Below are 16,977 nucleotides of genomic sequence, written 5' to 3'. Positions count from 1 at the left end.
AGCGGGTGCGCGAGCTGCTGGAGCGGGTCGGGCTGTCCGCCGACGCGGCCGACCGCTACCCCCACCAGTTCTCCGGCGGCCAGCGCCAGCGGATCTCCATCGCCCGGGCCCTGGCGCCGGGACCGGACATCCTCGTGGCCGACGAGCCGGTCTCCGCCCTCGACGTGTCGGTCCGGGCGCAGGTGCTCAACCTCATCGACGAGGTGGTCGACGGCTTCGACCTCACCCTGGTCTTCGTCAGCCACGACCTGTCGGTCGTGCGGCACGTCTGCGACCGGATCGCGGTGATGCAGCGCGGGGAGATCGTCGAGGTGGCGCCGACCGAGCAGCTCTTCGCCGCCCCCGAGCACCCCTACACGCGGTCGCTGCTCGCGGCCGTGCCCGACCTGGCCGGCGCCCTCGCCGGCCGCGGCGCGCGCGAGCTGGCCGCCGGTGTCGGCGACCCGACGTCCTGAGGAGCACCGTGCAGAGCTGGACTGCGGGACCGCGCAACGACCTGACCGACGTCGCCGGGCTCGCCGTCGGCCACCACGGGCGGGTCGGGGACGGCTGGCTGACGGGCACGACGGTCGTGCTGGCGCCCCCCGAGGGTGCGGTCGGCGGCGTCGACGTCCGCGGCGGCGGACCCGGCACCCGGGAGACCGACCTGCTCGACCCGCGCAACCTGGTGGAGCGGGTCCACGCCGTCACCCTCAGCGGCGGGTCGGCCTTCGGCCTCGCCGCGGCCGACGGGGTGATGCGCCGCCTGTATGCCGAGGGCCGCGGCTTCCCATGGGCGGCCCCGGCCAGGTGGTCCCCATCGTGCCCGGAGCCGTCATCTTCGACCTGGGACGCGGGGGCGACTTCGCGGCAGCGCCGGACGCGGCGTTCGGCGAGAACGCCTGTGCCGCAGCGCTGTCGGCCCAGGTGACGGACGCCCACCCGCTCGTCCAGCAGGGGTCGTCCGGGGCTGGCACGGGCGCCCAGGCGGGCGGCCTGCGCGGTGGGACCGGCTCCGCCAGCGCGGTGCTGACCACCGACGAGGGCGTCGTCACGGTCGCGGCGCTGGTCGTCGTCAACGCCGTGGGATCGACGGTCGACCCGGCCACCGGAGAGCTGTGGGGGGCGCGGTCCCTGCTCCCGGCGGACCTCGAGGGCATCCCGGGCTGGCCGGCGGGTGTCCGGCCCCGTCGGCCCGACCCCGCCGACCTGGAGGCGGCGCGACGGGCCGCCGCCGCGGACGGCAGCGCCGGCATGCCCCGCACCCTGGCCACGACGATCGGCGTCGTCGCGACCGACGCCACGCTCACCAAGGCCCAGTGCGCCCGGCTCGCCGGGTCCGGCCAGGACGGCATGGCCCGGGCCGTCAGCCCGATCCACACCATGGTCGACGGGGACACCCTCTTCGGGCTGTCGACCGCGGCAGGACCCGCACCGGGCCCGGCCGCCCTCCACCTGCTGCTGCACGCCGCGGGCGAGGTCGTGACCCGCTCGATCGTGAGGGCCATGCTCGCGGCCGACTCGGTGACCACGCCGGCCGGCCGGTGGCGGTCCTACCGCGAGGCCTTCCCCAGCGCCGCGTCCTGAGCTACCTCGCCGCCCAGCCAGGCGGCGAGGTGACCCAGGAGGGAGGCGGCCGTGCGGGCATACCGGTCGGCGTGCTCGCCCCCACGGGCCGCCACCCGCCGGAGGTGGGGGACCAGGAAGTAGGTCTCGTTCAGGAGCCACCCCGCCCGCCGGACCAGGAGGGGCTCCACCTCCACGGGACGGCCCAGAGCCTCCCGGGCCCTCGCGTACTCCTCGACCTGACGGCGCACGCTGACCTCGTCCAGCGCGAGGTACCAGGGGTCGGCGTGCACGCGGCCGCCGGTATAGGCCAGGTCCCGCGCCGGGTCCCCCAGCCCGGCCCACTCCCAGTCGACGAGCCGTGGCCGCCCCGCCGCCACGACCACGTTGGTCAGGCAGGCGTCACCGTGCACGAGGGTCGTCTCCGTCCCCGGGGCACGGGCCTCCACGCGCTCCTGGTGGGCGAGGACGGCCGGCCACAGCGGGTCCAGCGACCAGGAGTGCTCGGGCTCGTGCTCGCGCCACCAGGCCCGTGCCCCGTGCGCGGTCGCGACGAGGTCAGGCGGGGCGACGGGTGGCAGGCCCTCCGTCCGCCCCAGCACGTGCAGGCGGGCGAGCACCCGCGCCAGCGACGCGACGAGGTCCTCGGTCCAGGCCGAGGGAGGGAGCACCTCACCGGGGACGAGACCGGCCACGAGGTAGGCGGTCGGGTCCGATGCCGTCGGCTCGTGCACCGCGACGGGGAGGGCGCCCACCCCCTCGGGCACCCGCCCCAGCAGCTCGAGCTCGGCGGTCAGCGGCTGGGGCAGCTCCGCCAGGGGGGTATGGGGCACCCGCACCGCCAGCTGCCGCTCGCCGCGGGTGACCCGCCAGACGGTGCAGGACTCACCGCGGCCGAGCAGGTCCACGGAGGGCTCGCCCCCCTGGTCCGACGGGGCCGGGCCGCCGGCCCCCGGCTGGTCCTCGACCATGTCCCACCACTGCGGGTGCGCCGTCACGAGACGCGCCACGTCCGCGGGCCCCAGCTGCGGCGGAGGCTGGTCCAGGTCCGGGCTCACCCGACCGATGATGCCAGGACGTCGCGGCTCAGGACCGGGCCTGCCGCTCCAGCCACGTGAGGTCGACCGCGAACGACCACGTCACCAGCCCCACCGCCACCGCCACCGCCGGACGCACGACGGCGCGCGGCATCCCGGGGACGGTGGCGCCCAGGAGCGTGCCCGTCAGGACGCCGCCCACCACCTTGCCGCGGCGGCTGCCCGGCAGCGGCCGGCGCCACGTCGGTCGCACGCGCTGCCCCAGGCGGTAGGCCGGTTAGAGGGCCGCCCCCACCGGCGCCCACGGAGCGGCCCCGGCGACCGCCGTCGCGAGCACGGCCACGAGGGTGGCGTCGGTCGTGTTGTCCCAGCGGCAGCCCCGCTCCGACACGGTGCCGGTGCGGCGCGCGACATACCCGTCGACCCCGTCCAGCGCCCAGGCGACCCCCGCGACCACCGGGAGCCCCCACCCCCGCGGGCGTCCGCGCCCGGTGAGGACCCGCACCGCGCACCCCGCCACCAGCACCGCCCGCACCAGCGTGACCCCGTCGGCCGGGGTCCTCCCCGTCCAGCGGGACCCGCCGACGCTGGACACAATGGCAGCCATGGAGGCTCGAGCGTACTGGACCCTCGCCCCCGGCCACGGCGAGATCCGCACCGCGCCGATCGACCCGCCCGGGCCCGGCGAGGCGCTCGTCCGCGCGGTCGTGTCCGGGGTGAGCCGCGGGACCGAGCTGCTCGTCCATCGCGGGCAGGTGCCGCCGGAGGTCGCCGCCCAGGTGGCCGGGCCGTTCGAGGAGGGCGCCCTGCCCGGGCCGGTCAAGCACGGCTACCTGTCGGTCGGGGTGGTCGAGGAGGGGGATCCCGGGTGGGTGGGTCGCCGGGTCTTCTGCCTGCACCCCCACCAGGACCGGTATGTCGTGCCGCTCACCGCCCTCACGCCGCTCCCCGACGAGGTGCCCGACGAGCGTGCCGTGCTCCTGGGGACGCTCGAGACCGCCGTCAACGCCCTCTGGGACGGCCGGCCGCTCTACGGCGACCGGGTGGCGGTCGTGGGCGGGGGGATGGTGGGCGCCAGCGTCACCGCCCTGCTGGGCTCCCTCCCGCTCACCCGGCTAGAGCTGGTCGACCCCGATCCATCCCGGCGGGCCCTCGCCGCCCACCTGGGCGCCACCGGCGTGACCCCGGAGGAGGCCGGCAGCGACTGCGACGTCGTCTTCCACGCGTCCGCGACCCAGGCCGGGCTGCAGACGGCGCTCGGGCTGCTGGGGCAGGAGGGTGAGGTCGTCGAGCTGTCGTGGTACGGCACCACCCCCGTCACCGTCGGCCTCGGCACCACCTTCCACACCCGACGCCTGTCCGTGCGGGCGAGCCAGGTGAGCCGGGTCAGCCCGCACCGGGCCGCACGCCGCGACCACGCCGACCGCATGCAGGTGGCGCTGCACGCCGCCACCAACCCCGCCCTCGACCACCTGCTGGCCGGCCCGACGCCGTTCGAGCAGCTGCCCCACCTCCTGCGGCGCCTTGCCGACGGGGAGCCCGGCCTGTGCCACCTCGTCCGCTACTGACCCGCCCGTCCCGATCGACCCGCCCCGTCCCGCCCCACCGACCCACCGACCCGACCCGCCCCCATGACAGGAGCCCCATGTTCACCCTCACCGTCCGCGACCACGTGATGGTCGCCCACTCCCTGCCCGACCCCTTCTTCGGCCCGGCCCAGGGGCTGCACGGCGCGACGTACGTCGTCGAGACGACGTGGGAGCGGCCCGACCTGGACGAGCACGGTGTGGTCGTCGACATCGGGGCCGCCACCGCGTCGCTGGGCGAGGTGCTGGGCCGGCTGGCCTACCGCAACCTGGACGAGCTGCCCGAGCTGAGCGGTCAGGTCACGACCACGGAGTTCCTGTGCCGCTGGATCGCCGACCAGCTCGTGGCGGCGGTGGACCCGGCTGCCGGCCTGCACGCCCTGACGGTCACCCTGCGCGAGCACCCGGACGCCTGGGCCTCCTACCGGCGGGAGCTGGGCGGAGCGGGGTGAGGGCGACCCTCGTCGTCCCCGACCGGGACCGGTCCGCGCCCAGCGGCGGCGACCGGTACGACGCCCGCCTCGCCGACCGCTGGCCCGGCCGGATCACGGTGCTGCGGGCACCCGGCTCCTGGCCCGTCCCGGACGAGGCGGACGTCCGGTCGCTGGCGGCGGCGCTGGGGTCGGCGGGTGCGGCGCCCGTCCTGCTGGACGGGCTCGTGGGGTGCGCGGTCCCCGAGGTGGTCGAGGCCAGCGCGGCCGCCCGGCCGACCGCGCTCCTGGTCCACTCGACGCTGTCGGCGGGCGCGGGCGCGCAGGGGTCCGAGGCGGCCGGGCTGGACGCCCGGGAGGGTCGGGCGCTCCGGGCGGCCGACCTCGTGGTCACGACGAGCCGGTGGTCGGCCACCGACCTGCGGGACCGCTACGGGCTGACCGGGGTCGTGGTGGCCCGTCCGGGCGCGGACCCGACCCCCGTGGCGCCGGGGTCGGGGAGGACCCCCCGGCTGCTCGTCCTGGCGGCGCTCACCCCGGTCAAGAACCACGCCGTGCTCCTGCCGGCGCTCGCCGGTCTCCGTGACCGGCCGTGGCATCTGGTCCTCGCCGGACCGGCACCGGACCGGCACGCCGCCGACGGGCTGCTCGCCGAGGTCGCTCGTCTCGGGCTGACGGATCGGGTGACCTGGGCCGGCCCGCTGACCGGGGCGGAGCTGGAGCGGGTATGGCGCCGCACCGACCTGCTCGTCCACCCCTCCCGCAGCGAGACCTGGGGGATGGTCGTCACCGAGGCGCTGGCGCACGGCATACCGGCCGTCGTGACGCGGGGCACCGGGGCGCAGGAGGCGCTGACCCACGAGGCGGACGCCGCTGTCGACGGGCCGCTGCCCGGGGCCGCGGTGCGCACGGACGACCCCGGCCCGCTGGCGGAGGTGCTCCGCCTCTGGCTCGACGACGCCGCCACCCGGGCGGTCTGGCGGGAGGCGGCGCTCACCCGCCGGGGCCGCCAGCCGGGGTGGGACCGCACCGCCCGCACGGTGGCCGACGCGCTCGCGCAGGTTCAGCGGTGAGGGCCGACCGGCGGACCGGGACGGCCGCTCCGGTGGGCCCGGGTCATAGACTGGGAGCAGCCCCGGCCGGGAGTTCGCGGCCACCCTCGCCGCGGCCGGTCGAGGAGCGAGGAGGCACCATGGCCACGCGCTGGAACGACCTGTCGGCGACACAGAAGGGCGTTGTCGTCGCCCTGGCCTCGGTGCAGCTGTCCCTGGCCGTCGCAGCCTGGACCGACCTCGCCGTGCGGCCCGCCGCGGCGGTCAGGGGGTCGAAGGCCAGGTGGGCGGGGATCATCGGCATCAACTTCGTCGGGCCGGTGCTGTACTTCGCCAGGGGTCGTCTCCCGGCCGCCGCCTGACCCGTCTCCCCGGAACCTCGCGGGCGTCAGGGACGGAGCGGCGCGGTGAGCGGTGACCGGCGGGCGGGACGCGACTGGCTGGCGCTGCGCAGCAGCGCGGACACCGCCGCCCGTGACCGTGGCGCGGGGGATCTCCCGCGACGGCTGGCGCAGGATTCCTGGGCCACGGGTGGGCGTCGTCTGGTGCTCGTCGACCTCGGCGCGGGCACGGGCGCGAACCGGCGCTACCTCGCGCCGCGGCTGCCGGTGCGCCAGCGATGGGTGTCGGTGGACCGTGACGCGGACCACCTGCGGGAGGAGGACCACCCCGGGGCCGAGCTGGTCGGCGCCGAGGTGGAGGACCTGGGGACGCTGCTGGCGGGGCTGGTGCTGGAGGACGACGACCGCCTGGTCCTGACGTGCTCCGCGCTGCTCGACGTGCTCACCGACGGCGAGCTCACCGTCCTGGCCGACGAGACGGCCCGGCACGACGCCGCCGGGCTCTTCAGCCTGTCGGTCACCGGAGAGCTGGAGCTGACGCCGGGACACCCGGACGACCACCTGCTGCGCGCGGCCTTCGACGACCACCAGCGCCGCGACGCCCGACCCGGGCCGGACGCTCCCGGACGCCTCGCCCGGCTCCTCCGCGACCGGGGGCGGGAGACGTGCGAGTAGCGGACCGACTGGGTGCTGGGCACCGGGGACGCCGACCTGCTGTCGCGGTTCCTGGACGAGCGGGTCGAGGCCGCCCTGGCGCAGGCACCCCACCACGCTCGGGCGCTGCGGGCGTGGCAGGACCTGCGGCGCGGTCAGCTGCGATCAGGACGGCTCGAGGTCGTCGTCGGCCACGTCGACCTCTACGCCCCCACCTGACCGGGCCGCCTCCCGCGCAGGGGTGCGTGATGCGGCGGCGCCCGCCGGGTCCTGGCCCCCGCCGCTCCGCACCATCAGTCGCTTCGCGCCACCCCGGTCCCGCCGCTCCGGCACCATCAGGCCACTTCGCACCACCAGGAAGAGCATGGACAAGGTTCTCGACGACGTCCATGACCATCTTCCTTGTCTATCGGGCGGCGTGGGCCGCCCGCCCGGTGCCGGCCCGCCCGTCCGTGCCCGCCCGGTGCCGGCCCGCCCGTCCGTGCCCACCGGGTGCCGGCCCGCCCGGTGCCCGGCCCGCCCGTCCGCGCCCGCCGGGTCAGCCCCGGCCCAGGCCCGTGACGTCGAGCTCGGTGACCAGGTCCTCGCCCGCCGCCCACCGGCGCACCACCGTCGGCCGGAAGGCGTCCGCGAGGCGGTCGGTCCCGCCGAGCCGCAGCCCGGGCACGCCGTCACCGATGAGCACGGGCGCGGTCGTCAGGAAGAGGCGGTCGACCACGCCGGCCTGCACGAAGGCCGTGACCAACCGGCCCCCGCCCTCGACGAGCACGGTGCCGAGGCCACGCTCCCTCAGCACCGCGAGCACACCCGCCGGGTCCATCGGCCCGCCACCGGGCCAGGGGAGCGCCGTGACGTGAGCGGCGGGCTGCTCCGGCACCGTGCCGCCGCCGACGATCCACAGCGTCGGGGCGACCCCGTCGGTGAGGACGCGAGCGCCCGTCGGCACCGCGCCCCGCGGATCGAGCACCACCCGCACCGGGGAGGGTCCCGCCACCGACCGCACCGTCAGCTGCGGGTCGTCGGAGACCACCGTCGCCGCCCCCACGACGACCGCGTCGGCCAGGGCCCGCAGCCGGTGCAGGTGCTCGCGGTCCTCCTCACCGGTGACGAAGGCGGCGTCGCCGGTCCGGCTGGCGATGAAGCCGTCCAGGCTCTGCCCGAGCTGCGCCACCACCCGCGGGCCGCCCGGGCGGGCGAGATCGGCATACCTCTCGCCCAGGGGTCCCGAGGTCACCTCCCCGCGCAGCAGCGCCTCCCACTCGTCGGCCGCCTCACGGTCGTGGCCCATGCGCTCGCGCTTGGTGCGCAGGTAGGCGGCGTTCTCCGGCCGGCCGGGCATGATGAGCGGCTGCCGGGCCACCACCCCGACCCCGAGCGCGGTGAGCGCCTGCTCCTTGGCGGGGTTGGAGGACAGCAGCCGGATCCGGCTGATCCCGAGGTCCTCCAGGATCGCGGCCGTCTGACCGTAGGTGCGCTGGTCGGCCTGGTGGCCCAGCCGCAGGTTGGCGTCGACCGTGTCCAGCCCGGTGTCCTGCAGCGCGTAGGCCCGCAGCTTCTCGACCAGGCCGATGCCGCGACCCTCGTGCCCGCCCACGTAGACCAGGGCGCCGTAGCCGTCCTGCATGACCAGGTGCAGCGCCCGCTGCAGCTGCTCGCCGCAGTCGCACCGCCGTGAGCCCAGCGCGTCACCGGTGAGGCACTCGGAGTGCACCCTGACGAGCGGGGCCTTGTCGAGGTCGCGCTGCCGGGCGCCGGCGTCGGTGATCCCCACGCTCAGCACGACGTGCTCCAGGTCGAGGTCGTCCCGGTATGCCGTCATCCGGAAGGTCCCGTGGCGGGTCGGCAGGACGGTGTCGGCCAGCCGCTCCACCGCGGTCGGCTCGGGAAGGCTCGTCGCTGCGCCGGAGCTCATGCGCCGATTATCGACGGTCGGGCCCGCCGGTGCAGAGCAGGTCGGCCACGGAGGCGACGACGGCGACGGCACCTGCGGTCAGCAGCTCCTGCCGCCGCGTGGCGTCCTCTGCCACGCCGACCACCCGCACGCGCGCAGCCAGCCCGGCCTCGACGTCGGTCACCGAGTCCCCGAGGAAGACCGCGGTCGCCGCCCCGACCCCGCTCGTCCGCAGGGCGGAGTGGAGCATGGCGGGGCTGGGCTTGAGGTCGTCGAGGCGGTCGTCCACCCGCCCCAGCACGACGGCCAGGCGGTCGGTGAGGCCCGGGCGGGCCCGGTCCAGCACGAGCCCCACCACCCGGGGGTCGTTGTTGGTGATCACCGCGACCGCCGAGCGCTCCAGGCACTCCTCCAGGAAGGCAACGGCCCCCGCACCCGGCGCGACCTCTTCGGCCGCCGCCAGCTCGACCCGGGTCACCAAGGCCGCGAGGGGCGGCCCCACCTCGGGGGCGCGCGCCGCCGCGGAGCGCAGGACCTGCACGTGGTCGGGCTGACCCTCCAGGGCCTGCTCCAGCGCGGGGCCGCCCAGCTCCCCGGCCCGGGCGCGCACCCGGTCCGAGAGCTCCAGCCACCGCCTGCCCGGCAGCAGACGCGCCAGCGGCCCGTCGAAGTCGACCAGCACCGCCTCGCTGGAGGCCACCACGTCCCGCGCGTCCATCCGGCCAGCGTAGGCGGGCCGTCCCCGGCGACGGGCTGCCGTCCCTCGCTGACGGCCCGGCGACCCTCGCCGGCGGGCTGCCGTCCCTCGCCGACGGCCCGAAGTCCCTCGCCGACGGCCCGAAGTCCCTGGCCACCGGGTCGGACCGGCCTGCCACACTGGGCCCATGACGCTGGACTACGCCCGGATGTTCCGGCTGGACGGGCGGCACGCCGTCGTGGTCGGGGTGGGCGGGATCGGGAGCGAGGTGGCCGCCGGGCTGGCCGCCCAGGGGGCACGGGTGACCTGCCTCGACAAGGAACCGGCCACCGCGGAGGCGGCGCGCGACCGGGTGGGGGACCCGGGGCGCGGGCACGCCGCATACCCGGTGGACGTCCTGGACGAGGGCGACCTGGGGCGGCGGGCGGACCGGATCGACGAGGTGGACGTGCTCGTGCTCACCGCGGCGGTGAACGTGCGCAAGCGCCTGCTGGACTACACGGGTGAGGAGTTCGACCGGGTGGTCGCCCTCAACCTGCGCGGGACCTTCAACGCGGCGCGGGCCTTCGCCCCCGGCATGATGGCTCGGGGGCGTGGCTCGATCGTCGCCTTCACCTCCATCCGGGCCGTCACCGTCGAGCCGGGGCAGGGGGTGTATGCCGCGACCAAGGCCGGGGTGCAGCAGCTGGTCCGGACCCTCGCCGCCGAGCTGGGGCCGAGCGGCGTCCGGGTCAACGCCGTCGCGCCGGGTGTGGTCGAGACCCCGCTGACCGACCAGATCCGGGCCGACCAGGACTGGGGGCGGGCCTACGCGGAGAAGTCCGCCCTGGGGCGGTGGGCCCGGCCCGAGGAGATGGTCGGTGCGGCGTGCTGGCTCGCCTCGGACGCGGCGTCCTTCGTCACCGGGTCGCAGGTGATGGTCGACGGCGGGTGGACGGCGGTCGACGGGCGGTTCACGCCACCCTTCGTCTGACCTTCCGCCCGGGGCCCGCCGTGCGACAGGATGCGGGGATGGACGAGGACGTGCTCGGCCGCTTCTGCCTGGCCAAGCTGGACGAGATCATCGACGTGGTCGCGGGGATGGACGACGTCACCGCCAACCGGGTGCCGGAGCTGCCCGGCGCCAACTCCGCCTACCAGATCCTCACCCACTGCCTCGGGATGGTCTCGGAGTGGACCCGGCAGGAGCTCCTCGGGCAGCCCGTCCGGCGGGACCGGGAGGCGGAGTTCGTGGCGAGCGGGCCGGTCGCCGAGCTGGTGGCGCGCGCCCGGGTCGCGCGGGAGGAGCTGAGGGGAGACCTGGCCAGGATCGGCCCCGGTGGGCCGGTCCGGGGCCGGCGGGGTGAGGGCCGGTTCTGGGGCGGGAGCGCGGAGGGGGTGCTGCTCCACGTCCTGGAGGAGCTGTGCCAGCACCTGGGGCATCTCGAGATCACCCGGGACCTGGTGGTGGCGCCGGCCGACGCAGGACGGTCGTCCGCGCGGGGGGAGGACGCACCCTTCCGGGTCCGGGCCGGCGCGGGGTCGCTCCGGGGGGAGGAGGGCGTCGTGCTGCCGCACGGGTGGACCGAGCAGGGGGTCGTGGTCGGGCCGGCCGCCAACGGGGCCCAGCTGCTGCACCTGTCGGTCGCGCTGTGCGTCCTCAACGACGTCTACCGCGAGGCTCGGCGGGCGGGGCTGGCCGTGGACGGGGTCTCGGTGGTGGTGGACGGGGACTTCGACGACCGGTGGCGGTCCACCGGCGTGGAGTATGCCGTCACCCTCGACTCCCCGGCCCCGACCACCGATCAGGCCCGGCTCCTCGACGCGGTCGACGAGGTCGCCGAGATCCCCCGGGTGCTGCGGGCCGGGGTGGCGGTGACGCGGGTCCGCTAGGAGCCCTGGTCCACCCACTCCAGGATCCGGTCGGCCGACTCCTGCGCCGTCCGGCCCGTCGTGTCGAGGACCAGGTGAGGGTGCCGGGCCAGGAGCTCGGCGGCGCGCTGCGGCCCGTCCTGCGACGTCATGACCCAGCGGTCCTCCATCTCCCGCAGGTTGCCGTCGGACCACGCGACGTCGCGCTTGGAGGCCTTGTGCAGCAGGCGGTGCTCCGTGCGGTTCCGCTCCAGCCGGGTCCCGAGGTCCGCCCGCAGCTCGACGAAGGCTACGTCCCCGTCGAAGATCTCCACGTAGGACTCGATCCCCGCCACGTCCTCCGGGTGGTCCAGCGCCCACACGAGGGTGAGGAGCAGGTCCACGTCGTGGGCGGCGGCCTCCTCGAGCACGCGCCGCCGGAACTCCGCGTTGAGGACCTCGAAGGGCGGTGTCCCGTAGCCGAAGGTCTCGAGCAGCGGCTCGATGGTCATGTGGTTGTGGAACAGCCGGAACCTGCTGCGGGCGGCGACCGCACGCCCCACGGTCATCTTCCCCACCGCGGGCGGGCCGAAGAGGAGGAGCAGCATGGGTCCAGCATCCCAGGTCACGGCCCGGCGGCGGCCCGGCATACCCCCGCCTCCACCCTGGCGGCAGCCGTGAGGCGGCGGAGAGCGGCGATGGACAAGGAAGACGGGGACAGGCGCCGTCGAGAACCTTGTCCATGCTGGTCTCGCTCGTCCATCCTGGTTCGCAGGGCCACGGGGAACGCGGCGGGGGGACGAGGAGGGGACGTGACGGCGGCCGGCATACCCCGCCTCCGCCTCACGGGCGCTGCTGGACGATCCTCTCCCCGGCCTCGCGCAGCTCGACCTTGCGGATCTTGCCCGTGACGGTCATCGGCCACTCCTCGACGATGCTGACGTAGCGCGGGATCTTGTAGTGCGCCAGCGACCCTGAGCAGAACTCCCGGACCGCCTCAGCGGTGAGGGGCTCGGCACCCTCGCGGAGACGCAGCCAGGCCATGAGCTCCTCGCCGTACCTCGCGTCGGGCACCCCGACGACCTGGGCGTCCACCACGTCGGGGTGGCCCATGAGGAACTCCTCGACCTCCCGGGGGTAGATGTTCTCCCCGCCGCGGATGACCATGTCCTTGATCCGGCCGGTGATCTCGACGAACCCGTCCTCGTCCATCACCCCGATGTCCCCGGTCGCCATCCACCCGTCCTGCAGCACCTCGACGGTCCTCTCGGGGTCCTCCCAGTAGCCGAGCATCACCGAGTAGCCCCTGGTGCAGAACTCGCCCGGCTCGCCCCGGGGGACGGTCTCCCGGCTCACCGGGTCGACGATCCTGATCTCCAGGTGCGGCCCCACGCGGCCGACCGTCCCCACCTTCTTCTCGAAGGGGTCCGACGGCGTGGTCTGGGTCGACACGGGCGAGGTCTCGGTCATGCCGTAGCAGATGGTCAGGTCGGTGACGCCGGCGTCGATCAGCCGCCGCATCACCGAGGCGGGGCACAGCGAGCCGGCCATGATCCCGGTCCGGACGCTGCCGAGGTCGTCGATCGAGAACTCCCCGCCCCGGTCGATGAGCTCCAGCTCGGCGATGAACATGGTCGGGACCCCGTAGAGGGAGGTGCACCGCTCCTCCCGGACCGCGCGCAGCGTCGCCGCGGGGTCGAAGCCCGGCCCGGGGATGACCATGCACGCGCCGTGCGTGGTGGCGGCGAGGTTGCCCATGACCATCCCGAAGCAGTGGTAGAAGGGCACGGGTATGCAGATGACGTCCTGCTCGGTGTAGCCGCACCCCTCCCCGACGAAGTAGCCGTTGTTGAGGATGTTGCGGTGCGACAGGGTCGCGCCCTTGGGGAAGCCGGTGGTGCCCGAGGTGTACTGGATGTTGATCGGGTCGGTGGGCGACAGGCTGCCCTGGACCTGCGCGAGGCGGTCGGCGCCGACCTCGGCAGCGCGGCCCAGGAACTCCTCCCACCCCGCGCTGCCGACGACCAGCACCGTCCGGAGGTCGGGGCACTCCTCGCGGACCTCATCCACCATGGCCGGGTAGCTGCTGCCCTTGAAGGACTCCGCGACGACGACGGTGCCGACGCCGGCCTGACGCAGCACGTAGGACAGCTCGTGGGTGCGGTAGGCGGGGTTGACGTTGACCAGGATCGCGCCGATCTTGGCGGTCGCGAACTGCACGAGGGTCCACTCGGCGGTGTTCGGCGACCAGATGCCGACCCGGTCGCCGGTGCCGACGCCCGAGGCGAGCAGGGCCCGGGCGAGGCGGTCGACGTCGGCGACCAGCTCGGCATACGTCCAGCGTCGCCCGGACTCGCACTCGACCAGTGCGGTGCGCCCCGCCCACCGGCGCGCGGTGGCGTCCAGGTTGTCGCCGATCGTCTCCTCCAGCAACGGCGGGGCGTCGGCGCCGACCGCGTGCGAGGGGGCCCTGACCACGGTGTCCACCATGGCCCCATCCTGCCCGCGCCGGTGCCGCGGACGCCACCGTGCCCCCCCCAGTAGGGTGCGCCTATGTCTTCTGTCGCAGACCCCGGGCGTGAGGCGCACATCCGCGAGCTCACCCGGCGCCACGTCCTGACGTCCTGGTCGGCCCAGGGCGCGGTGGACCCGCTGCCGCTCGCCGGCGGTGAGGGTGCCTACTTCTGGGACCACCAGGGCCGCCGCTTCCTCGACCTGACCAGCCAGCTGGTCAACGTCAACATCGGCTACCAGCACCCCCGCCTCAGCGCCGCGGTCCAGGAGGCGGCCGGGCGGCTCACGACCGTGGCGCCGTCCTTCGCCGAGGAGTCCCGGGCGGAGGCCGCGCGCCTGGTGAGCGACCTCGCCCCCGAGGGGATGCACAAGGTCTTCTTCACCAACGGCGGGGCGGAGGCCAACGAGAACGCCCTGAGGGCGGCCCGCGCGCACACGGGACGGCACAAGGTCCTCGCGGCCTACCGCAGCTACCACGGGGCCACGGCCGGTGCCATCACGCTGACGGGTGAGGCGCGCCGGTGGGGTGCCGAGCCCGGCATCCCCGGCGTCGTGCACTTCTGGGGGCCCTACCTCTACCGCAGCGAGTTCTCCGCCACGACGCCGCAGGAGGAGTCCGACCGTGCGCTCACCCACCTGCGGCACACCCTCGAGGCCGAGGGGCCGCACCAGGTCGCCGCGATCATCCTGGAGACGGTCGTGGGCTCCAACGGCATCCTCGTCCCGCCGCCGGGCTACCTGGAGGGGGTGCGGGCCCTGTGCGACGAGCACGGCATCCTGCTCATCCTCGACGAGGTGATGTCCGGCTTCGGACGGACGGGCGCGTGGTTCGCCTTCGACCACTGGGGCGTGCGGCCCGACCTCATCTCCTTCGCCAAGGGTGTGAACTCCGGGTATGTGCCGCTGGGCGGGCTCGTCCTGTCCGACGAGGTCGCCGCGACCTTCGAGGACCGGCCCTTCCCCGGCGGCCTCACCTACTCCGGTCACGCACTGGCCACGGCGTCCGCCGTCGCCGCCATCACGATCATGCGCGAGGAGGGGATCGTCGAGCACGCCGCGGAGCTGGGCGAGCGCACGCTCGGCCCCGGGCTCCGGTCCCTGGCGGAGCAGGCTCCGCTCGTCGGGAACGCCCGGGGCCTGGGCGTCTTCTGGGCCCTGGAGCTGGTGGCGGACCGGGAGTCCCGGACCCCGCTCGGTGCCGACCGCATGAAGCAGGTCCAGGCCGCCTGCCAGCGCCGCGGGGTGTGGCCGTTGGTGATGGGCAACCGGGTGCACGTGGTGCCCCCGCTGGTCATCAGCCACGAGGACGCGGCCCGCGCCGTCTCGGTCCTGGGCGAGGCGCTGGCGGAGGTGGCGTCATGAGCGAGCAACCGGTCCACCCGGCGCTCGTCGAGGTGCACGTGAGCGTGCCCGACCCCGAGTCCGCCCACCGCATCGCCTCCGACCTCGTCGCCCGCCAGCTCGCCGCCTGCGTGCAGGTCCTGGGCCCCATGGCCTCGCTCTACACGTGGAAGGGCGAGGTCCACCAGTCCCAGGAGTGGCTGCTGCTCGCCAAGACCACGGCCGACGCCTTCGAACAGGTGGCGGTGGTGGTGCGTTCCCACCACCGTTACGACGTGCCCGAGATCATCGCCGTGCCCGTCACCCACGCCGAGGCCGACTACGCCGACTGGGTGCGCAAGAACTCCGACGGCATCGACGACGTCGAGCTGCTGCACCCCTGACCCCCGGAACGACGAGCGCCGCACCACGGGACCCGTGGGTGCGGCGCTCGGTCCTACCGGAGCGGGCGACGAGAATCGAACTCGCGTATTCAGCTTGGGAAGCTGATGTTCTACCATTGAACTACGCCCGCGTGGTGCCGTGACCGGCACCGAGGAAGCATAGTAGCCCGCCCGGCCCGCGCCTCCAAGCCCACCCACCGTTAAGGTACCCACCGTGCTCCTCTCCGACCGCGACATCCGCGCTCAGGTCGACTCCGGGCGGGTCCGGCTCGAGCCGTGGGACCCCGCGATGATCCAGCCGTCGAGCGTCGACGTCCGCCTGGACCGCTTCTTCCGCCTCTTCGACAACCACAAGTACCCGTTCATCGATCCTGCGCAGGAGCAGCCCGAGCTGACCCGGCTGGTCGAGGTGGACGCGGCGGAGAGCTTCGTCCTGCACCCCGGGGAGTTCGTGCTCGGCTCCACGCTGGAGCAGGTGAGCCTGCCCGACGACGTGGCCGCCCGGGTCGAGGGCAAGTCGTCCCTGGGTCGGCTGGGCCTGCTCACCCACGCCACCGCCGGCTTCGTGGACCCCGGCTTCACGGGTCACGTCACCCTCGAGCTGTCCAACGTCGCGACGCTGCCGATCGTCCTGCACCCGGGGATGAAGATCGGGCAGCTGTGCTTCTTCCAGCTCAGCTCCCCGGCCGAGCACCCCTACGGCTCCGACGTCCGCGGGAGCCACTACCAGGGACAGCGCGGCCCCACCGCCAGCCGGTCCTACCGCAACTTCCACCGCACCGCGGTGCACGACTGAGGCCGACGACATGAGGCACCGGCGCGCCCGTCCGACCGCCTCCCGGTATGCCGCCCACGGCACCCTGCTGGCCGTGGTCGGCCTGGGAGCCGTGCTGGCCGTCGCGCCGCTGCTGGCCGGGCCGGACCCGGAGGCGGCCGCCGTGGCGGTCCCGCCGCCGGAGGCACCGGGAGCACCGGGAGCAACGGGAGCCCCGGAGGGGACGGTCGACCCGGACCAGGAGGTCGCCGACCCCGGCGGTGCCGTCGACCGGCTGTTCTCCTTCGCCGCCGACCCGCTGCTGGGGCTGACGGCGCTGCCGCCGACCGGGCTCGAGGAGCGGGAGCCGGAGCGGCTCTACGCGCTGGTCACGCGGGACCGGCCGGTGGAGCCGGTGCGCTACGCGCCGGAGGACCTGGCCGACCTGCCGGGCGGCTTCTACCAGGCCCGCTCGGAGGTGGTCGCCCAGACCGAGGCGCTCTTGGCGGCCGCCCTCGAGGAGGGGCACCTGCTCGTCGTGACGTCCGGGTTCCGGGACCACGACACCCAGGCGGGCACGTACGAGGACTGGGTGCGGCAGGTCGGGGCTGCGCGCGCCGACCAGCTGTCGGCCCGCCCGGGGCACAGCGAGCACCAGCTCGGGCTGGCCATCGACGTCGCCGGCAGCTGCAGCTACCAGTGCTTCGGGCAGACGGAGGAGGGCCGGTGGGTGGCCGAGCACGCCCACCGCTGGGGTTTCCTCGTGCGCTACCCGAAGGGCGGCCAGGAGGTCACCGGGTACGCCCCGGAGCCGTGGCACCTGCGCTACGTCGGACCCCGGGCGGCCTGGGCGATGCACCTGCGCGGCGAGCCCTACTGGGAGCACTTCGCGCCGCTGGTGCTGCCCGACTGACCCGGCGG

At 75.2% G+C, this 16,977-nt stretch carries 22 protein-coding genes and 1 tRNA gene; 15 read left to right on the top strand and 8 right to left on the bottom strand.

Annotation, left to right across the window (positions count from 1 at the left end; all coding sequences use genetic code 11):
• Positions 1–5 precede the first annotated feature (5 nt).
• The 3 genes from E3Z34_RS19565 to E3Z34_RS15585 are packed head-to-tail and all read left to right on the top strand — an operon-like array spanning position 6 to position 1,566.
• Complete coding sequence (locus E3Z34_RS19565; protein WP_275106664.1) at positions 6–455, top strand: ATP-binding cassette domain-containing protein; 450 nt, start codon at positions 6–8, stop codon at positions 453–455.
• A gap of 8 nt (positions 456–463) precedes the next feature.
• Positions 464–910: a P1 family peptidase gene (locus tag E3Z34_RS19955; RefSeq protein ID WP_338043745.1), complete on the top strand. Its 447-nt coding sequence runs from the start codon at positions 464–466 to the stop codon at positions 908–910.
• Positions 802–1,566, top strand: coding sequence for a P1 family peptidase (locus tag E3Z34_RS15585; protein WP_338043744.1), 765 nt, complete (start codon positions 802–804; stop codon positions 1,564–1,566). The genes E3Z34_RS19955 and E3Z34_RS15585 overlap by 109 nt, the downstream gene beginning before the upstream one ends.
• Here E3Z34_RS15585 and E3Z34_RS15580 read toward each other — a convergent pair.
• From E3Z34_RS15580 to E3Z34_RS15570, 3 genes are read right to left on the bottom strand one after another with little or no spacing between them, the layout of a single operon-like run.
• Complete coding sequence (locus tag E3Z34_RS15580; RefSeq protein WP_134774339.1) at positions 1,533–2,603, bottom strand: phosphotransferase family protein; 1,071 nt, start codon at positions 2,601–2,603, stop codon at positions 1,533–1,535. The two genes, E3Z34_RS15585 and E3Z34_RS15580, sit on opposite strands and share 34 nt — an antisense overlap.
• Positions 2,604–2,631: 28 nt before the next feature.
• Entirely contained in the window at positions 2,632–2,835 is a 204-nt protein-coding gene (locus tag E3Z34_RS15575) for a hypothetical protein (protein ID WP_134774338.1), read from the bottom strand.
• A 24-nt stretch (positions 2,836–2,859) separates the two neighbouring features.
• The gene (locus E3Z34_RS15570) at positions 2,860–3,189 is read right to left on the bottom strand and encodes a CDP-alcohol phosphatidyltransferase family protein (protein WP_134774337.1); all 330 of its coding nucleotides are present in this window, start codon (positions 3,187–3,189) and stop codon (positions 2,860–2,862) included.
• On the opposite strand from E3Z34_RS15570, the gene E3Z34_RS15565 reads away from it, so the two are divergent.
• From E3Z34_RS15565 to E3Z34_RS15540, 6 genes are all read left to right on the top strand, one after another.
• Positions 3,188–4,150, top strand: coding sequence for a zinc-dependent alcohol dehydrogenase (locus E3Z34_RS15565; protein WP_134774336.1), 963 nt, complete (start codon positions 3,188–3,190; stop codon positions 4,148–4,150). The genes E3Z34_RS15570 and E3Z34_RS15565 overlap by 2 nt on opposite strands.
• A gap of 77 nt (positions 4,151–4,227) precedes the next feature.
• Positions 4,228–4,620: a 6-pyruvoyl trahydropterin synthase family protein gene (locus E3Z34_RS15560; RefSeq protein WP_134774335.1), complete on the top strand. Its 393-nt coding sequence runs from the start codon at positions 4,228–4,230 to the stop codon at positions 4,618–4,620.
• Positions 4,617–5,672: a glycosyltransferase family 4 protein gene (locus E3Z34_RS15555; protein ID WP_134774334.1), complete on the top strand. Its 1,056-nt coding sequence runs from the start codon at positions 4,617–4,619 to the stop codon at positions 5,670–5,672. The genes E3Z34_RS15560 and E3Z34_RS15555 overlap by 4 nt, the downstream gene beginning before the upstream one ends.
• A 119-nt stretch (positions 5,673–5,791) precedes the next feature.
• Positions 5,792–6,013: a hypothetical protein gene (locus E3Z34_RS15550; protein ID WP_134774333.1), complete on the top strand. Its 222-nt coding sequence runs from the start codon at positions 5,792–5,794 to the stop codon at positions 6,011–6,013.
• Between the two features lie 45 nt (positions 6,014–6,058).
• Positions 6,059–6,667 (top strand): hypothetical protein, encoded by a 609-nt coding sequence (locus tag E3Z34_RS15545; protein ID WP_134774332.1) that lies wholly within the window; start codon positions 6,059–6,061, stop codon positions 6,665–6,667.
• 12 nt (positions 6,668–6,679) lie between these two features.
• Positions 6,680–6,865, top strand: a complete 186-nt coding sequence (locus tag E3Z34_RS15540) for a hypothetical protein (RefSeq protein WP_134774331.1) — start codon at positions 6,680–6,682, stop codon at positions 6,863–6,865.
• A gap of 319 nt (positions 6,866–7,184) precedes the next feature.
• Here the strand turns inward: E3Z34_RS15540 and ribA are convergent, their stop codons facing one another.
• Positions 7,185–8,558, bottom strand: a complete 1,374-nt coding sequence (ribA, locus tag E3Z34_RS15535; protein WP_202976973.1) for a GTP cyclohydrolase II — start codon at positions 8,556–8,558, stop codon at positions 7,185–7,187.
• A 7-nt stretch (positions 8,559–8,565) separates the two neighbouring features.
• On the bottom strand, positions 8,566–9,255 hold the full coding sequence (locus E3Z34_RS15530) for an HAD family hydrolase (RefSeq protein ID WP_158288710.1): 690 nt from the start codon (positions 9,253–9,255) through the stop codon (positions 8,566–8,568).
• A 166-nt stretch (positions 9,256–9,421) separates the two neighbouring features.
• Here E3Z34_RS15530 and E3Z34_RS15525 point away from each other — a divergent pair, with 166 nt between their 5' ends.
• Together E3Z34_RS15525 and E3Z34_RS18330 are read left to right on the top strand one after the other, a co-directional pair.
• Positions 9,422–10,207 (top strand): SDR family NAD(P)-dependent oxidoreductase, encoded by a 786-nt coding sequence (locus E3Z34_RS15525; protein ID WP_134774329.1) that lies wholly within the window; start codon positions 9,422–9,424, stop codon positions 10,205–10,207.
• 38 nt (positions 10,208–10,245) lie between these two features.
• Positions 10,246–11,106: a mycothiol transferase gene (locus tag E3Z34_RS18330; RefSeq protein ID WP_202976972.1), complete on the top strand. Its 861-nt coding sequence runs from the start codon at positions 10,246–10,248 to the stop codon at positions 11,104–11,106.
• Here E3Z34_RS18330 and E3Z34_RS15515 read toward each other — a convergent pair.
• Both E3Z34_RS15515 and E3Z34_RS15510 read right to left on the bottom strand, forming a co-directional pair.
• Positions 11,103–11,672 carry a DEAD/DEAH box helicase family protein gene (locus tag E3Z34_RS15515; RefSeq protein WP_158288709.1) on the bottom strand — a complete coding sequence of 190 codons (570 nt, stop codon included), beginning with the start codon at positions 11,670–11,672 and terminating at the stop codon, positions 11,103–11,105. The genes E3Z34_RS18330 and E3Z34_RS15515 overlap by 4 nt on opposite strands.
• Positions 11,673–11,907: 235 nt before the next feature.
• Positions 11,908–13,554 (bottom strand): AMP-binding protein, encoded by a 1,647-nt coding sequence (locus tag E3Z34_RS15510; protein ID WP_134774328.1) that lies wholly within the window; start codon positions 13,552–13,554, stop codon positions 11,908–11,910.
• A 63-nt stretch (positions 13,555–13,617) separates the two neighbouring features.
• Here E3Z34_RS15510 and E3Z34_RS15505 point away from each other — a divergent pair, with 63 nt between their 5' ends.
• Together E3Z34_RS15505 and cutA are read left to right on the top strand one after the other, a co-directional pair.
• Positions 13,618–14,940 (top strand): aspartate aminotransferase family protein, encoded by a 1,323-nt coding sequence (locus E3Z34_RS15505; protein ID WP_134774327.1) that lies wholly within the window; start codon positions 13,618–13,620, stop codon positions 14,938–14,940.
• Complete coding sequence (gene cutA / locus E3Z34_RS15500) at positions 14,937–15,302, top strand: divalent-cation tolerance protein CutA (protein WP_134774326.1); 366 nt, start codon at positions 14,937–14,939, stop codon at positions 15,300–15,302. Before E3Z34_RS15505 ends, cutA begins: the two co-directional genes overlap by 4 nt.
• Positions 15,303–15,362: 60 nt before the next feature.
• Here cutA and E3Z34_RS15495 read toward each other — a convergent pair.
• A tRNA-Gly gene (locus tag E3Z34_RS15495) sits at positions 15,363–15,433 on the bottom strand.
• A gap of 83 nt (positions 15,434–15,516) precedes the next feature.
• On the opposite strand from E3Z34_RS15495, the gene dcd reads away from it, so the two are divergent.
• Both dcd and E3Z34_RS15485 read left to right on the top strand, forming a co-directional pair.
• The gene (gene dcd, locus E3Z34_RS15490; RefSeq protein WP_134774325.1) at positions 15,517–16,098 is read left to right on the top strand and encodes a dCTP deaminase; all 582 of its coding nucleotides are present in this window, start codon (positions 15,517–15,519) and stop codon (positions 16,096–16,098) included.
• A gap of 10 nt (positions 16,099–16,108) precedes the next feature.
• On the top strand, positions 16,109–16,969 hold the full coding sequence (locus tag E3Z34_RS15485) for a M15 family metallopeptidase (RefSeq protein WP_134774324.1): 861 nt from the start codon (positions 16,109–16,111) through the stop codon (positions 16,967–16,969).
• Positions 16,970–16,977 lie beyond the last annotated feature (8 nt).

The organism is Ornithinimicrobium flavum, assembly GCF_004526345.1.
In the GTDB taxonomy this organism is placed as follows: Bacteria; Actinomycetota; Actinomycetes; order Actinomycetales; family Dermatophilaceae; genus Ornithinicoccus; species Ornithinicoccus flavus.
Note: the sequence above shows the minus strand (reverse complement) of the source record. Positions and strands in the feature narration are given on the sequence as shown.

Bases quoted from the DNA above. Each gene is read 5' to 3' on its own strand.
- E3Z34_RS15510 (WP_134774328.1), bottom strand. From the start codon at position 13,554: ATGGTGGACACCGTGGTCAGGGCCCCCTCGCACGCGGTCGGCGCCGAC.
- cutA (WP_134774326.1), top strand. From the start codon at position 14,937: ATGAGCGAGCAACCGGTCCACCCGGCGCTCGTCGAGGTGCACGTGAGC.
- E3Z34_RS15530 (WP_158288710.1), bottom strand. From the start codon at position 9,255: ATGGACGCGCGGGACGTGGTGGCCTCCAGCGAGGCGGTGCTGGTCGAC.
- E3Z34_RS15565 (WP_134774336.1), top strand. From the start codon at position 3,188: ATGGAGGCTCGAGCGTACTGGACCCTCGCCCCCGGCCACGGCGAGATC.
- E3Z34_RS18330 (WP_202976972.1), top strand. From the start codon at position 10,246: ATGGACGAGGACGTGCTCGGCCGCTTCTGCCTGGCCAAGCTGGACGAG.
- ribA (WP_202976973.1), bottom strand. From the start codon at position 8,558: ATGAGCTCCGGCGCAGCGACGAGCCTTCCCGAGCCGACCGCGGTGGAG.
- E3Z34_RS15525 (WP_134774329.1), top strand. From the start codon at position 9,422: ATGACGCTGGACTACGCCCGGATGTTCCGGCTGGACGGGCGGCACGCC.
- E3Z34_RS15560 (WP_134774335.1), top strand. From the start codon at position 4,228: ATGTTCACCCTCACCGTCCGCGACCACGTGATGGTCGCCCACTCCCTG.
- E3Z34_RS15485 (WP_134774324.1), top strand. From the start codon at position 16,109: ATGAGGCACCGGCGCGCCCGTCCGACCGCCTCCCGGTATGCCGCCCAC.
- E3Z34_RS15550 (WP_134774333.1), top strand. From the start codon at position 5,792: ATGGCCACGCGCTGGAACGACCTGTCGGCGACACAGAAGGGCGTTGTC.
- E3Z34_RS15505 (WP_134774327.1), top strand. From the start codon at position 13,618: ATGTCTTCTGTCGCAGACCCCGGGCGTGAGGCGCACATCCGCGAGCTC.
- E3Z34_RS15515 (WP_158288709.1), bottom strand. From the start codon at position 11,672: ATGCTGCTCCTCCTCTTCGGCCCGCCCGCGGTGGGGAAGATGACCGTG.
- E3Z34_RS15570 (WP_134774337.1), bottom strand. From the start codon at position 3,189: ATGGCTGCCATTGTGTCCAGCGTCGGCGGGTCCCGCTGGACGGGGAGG.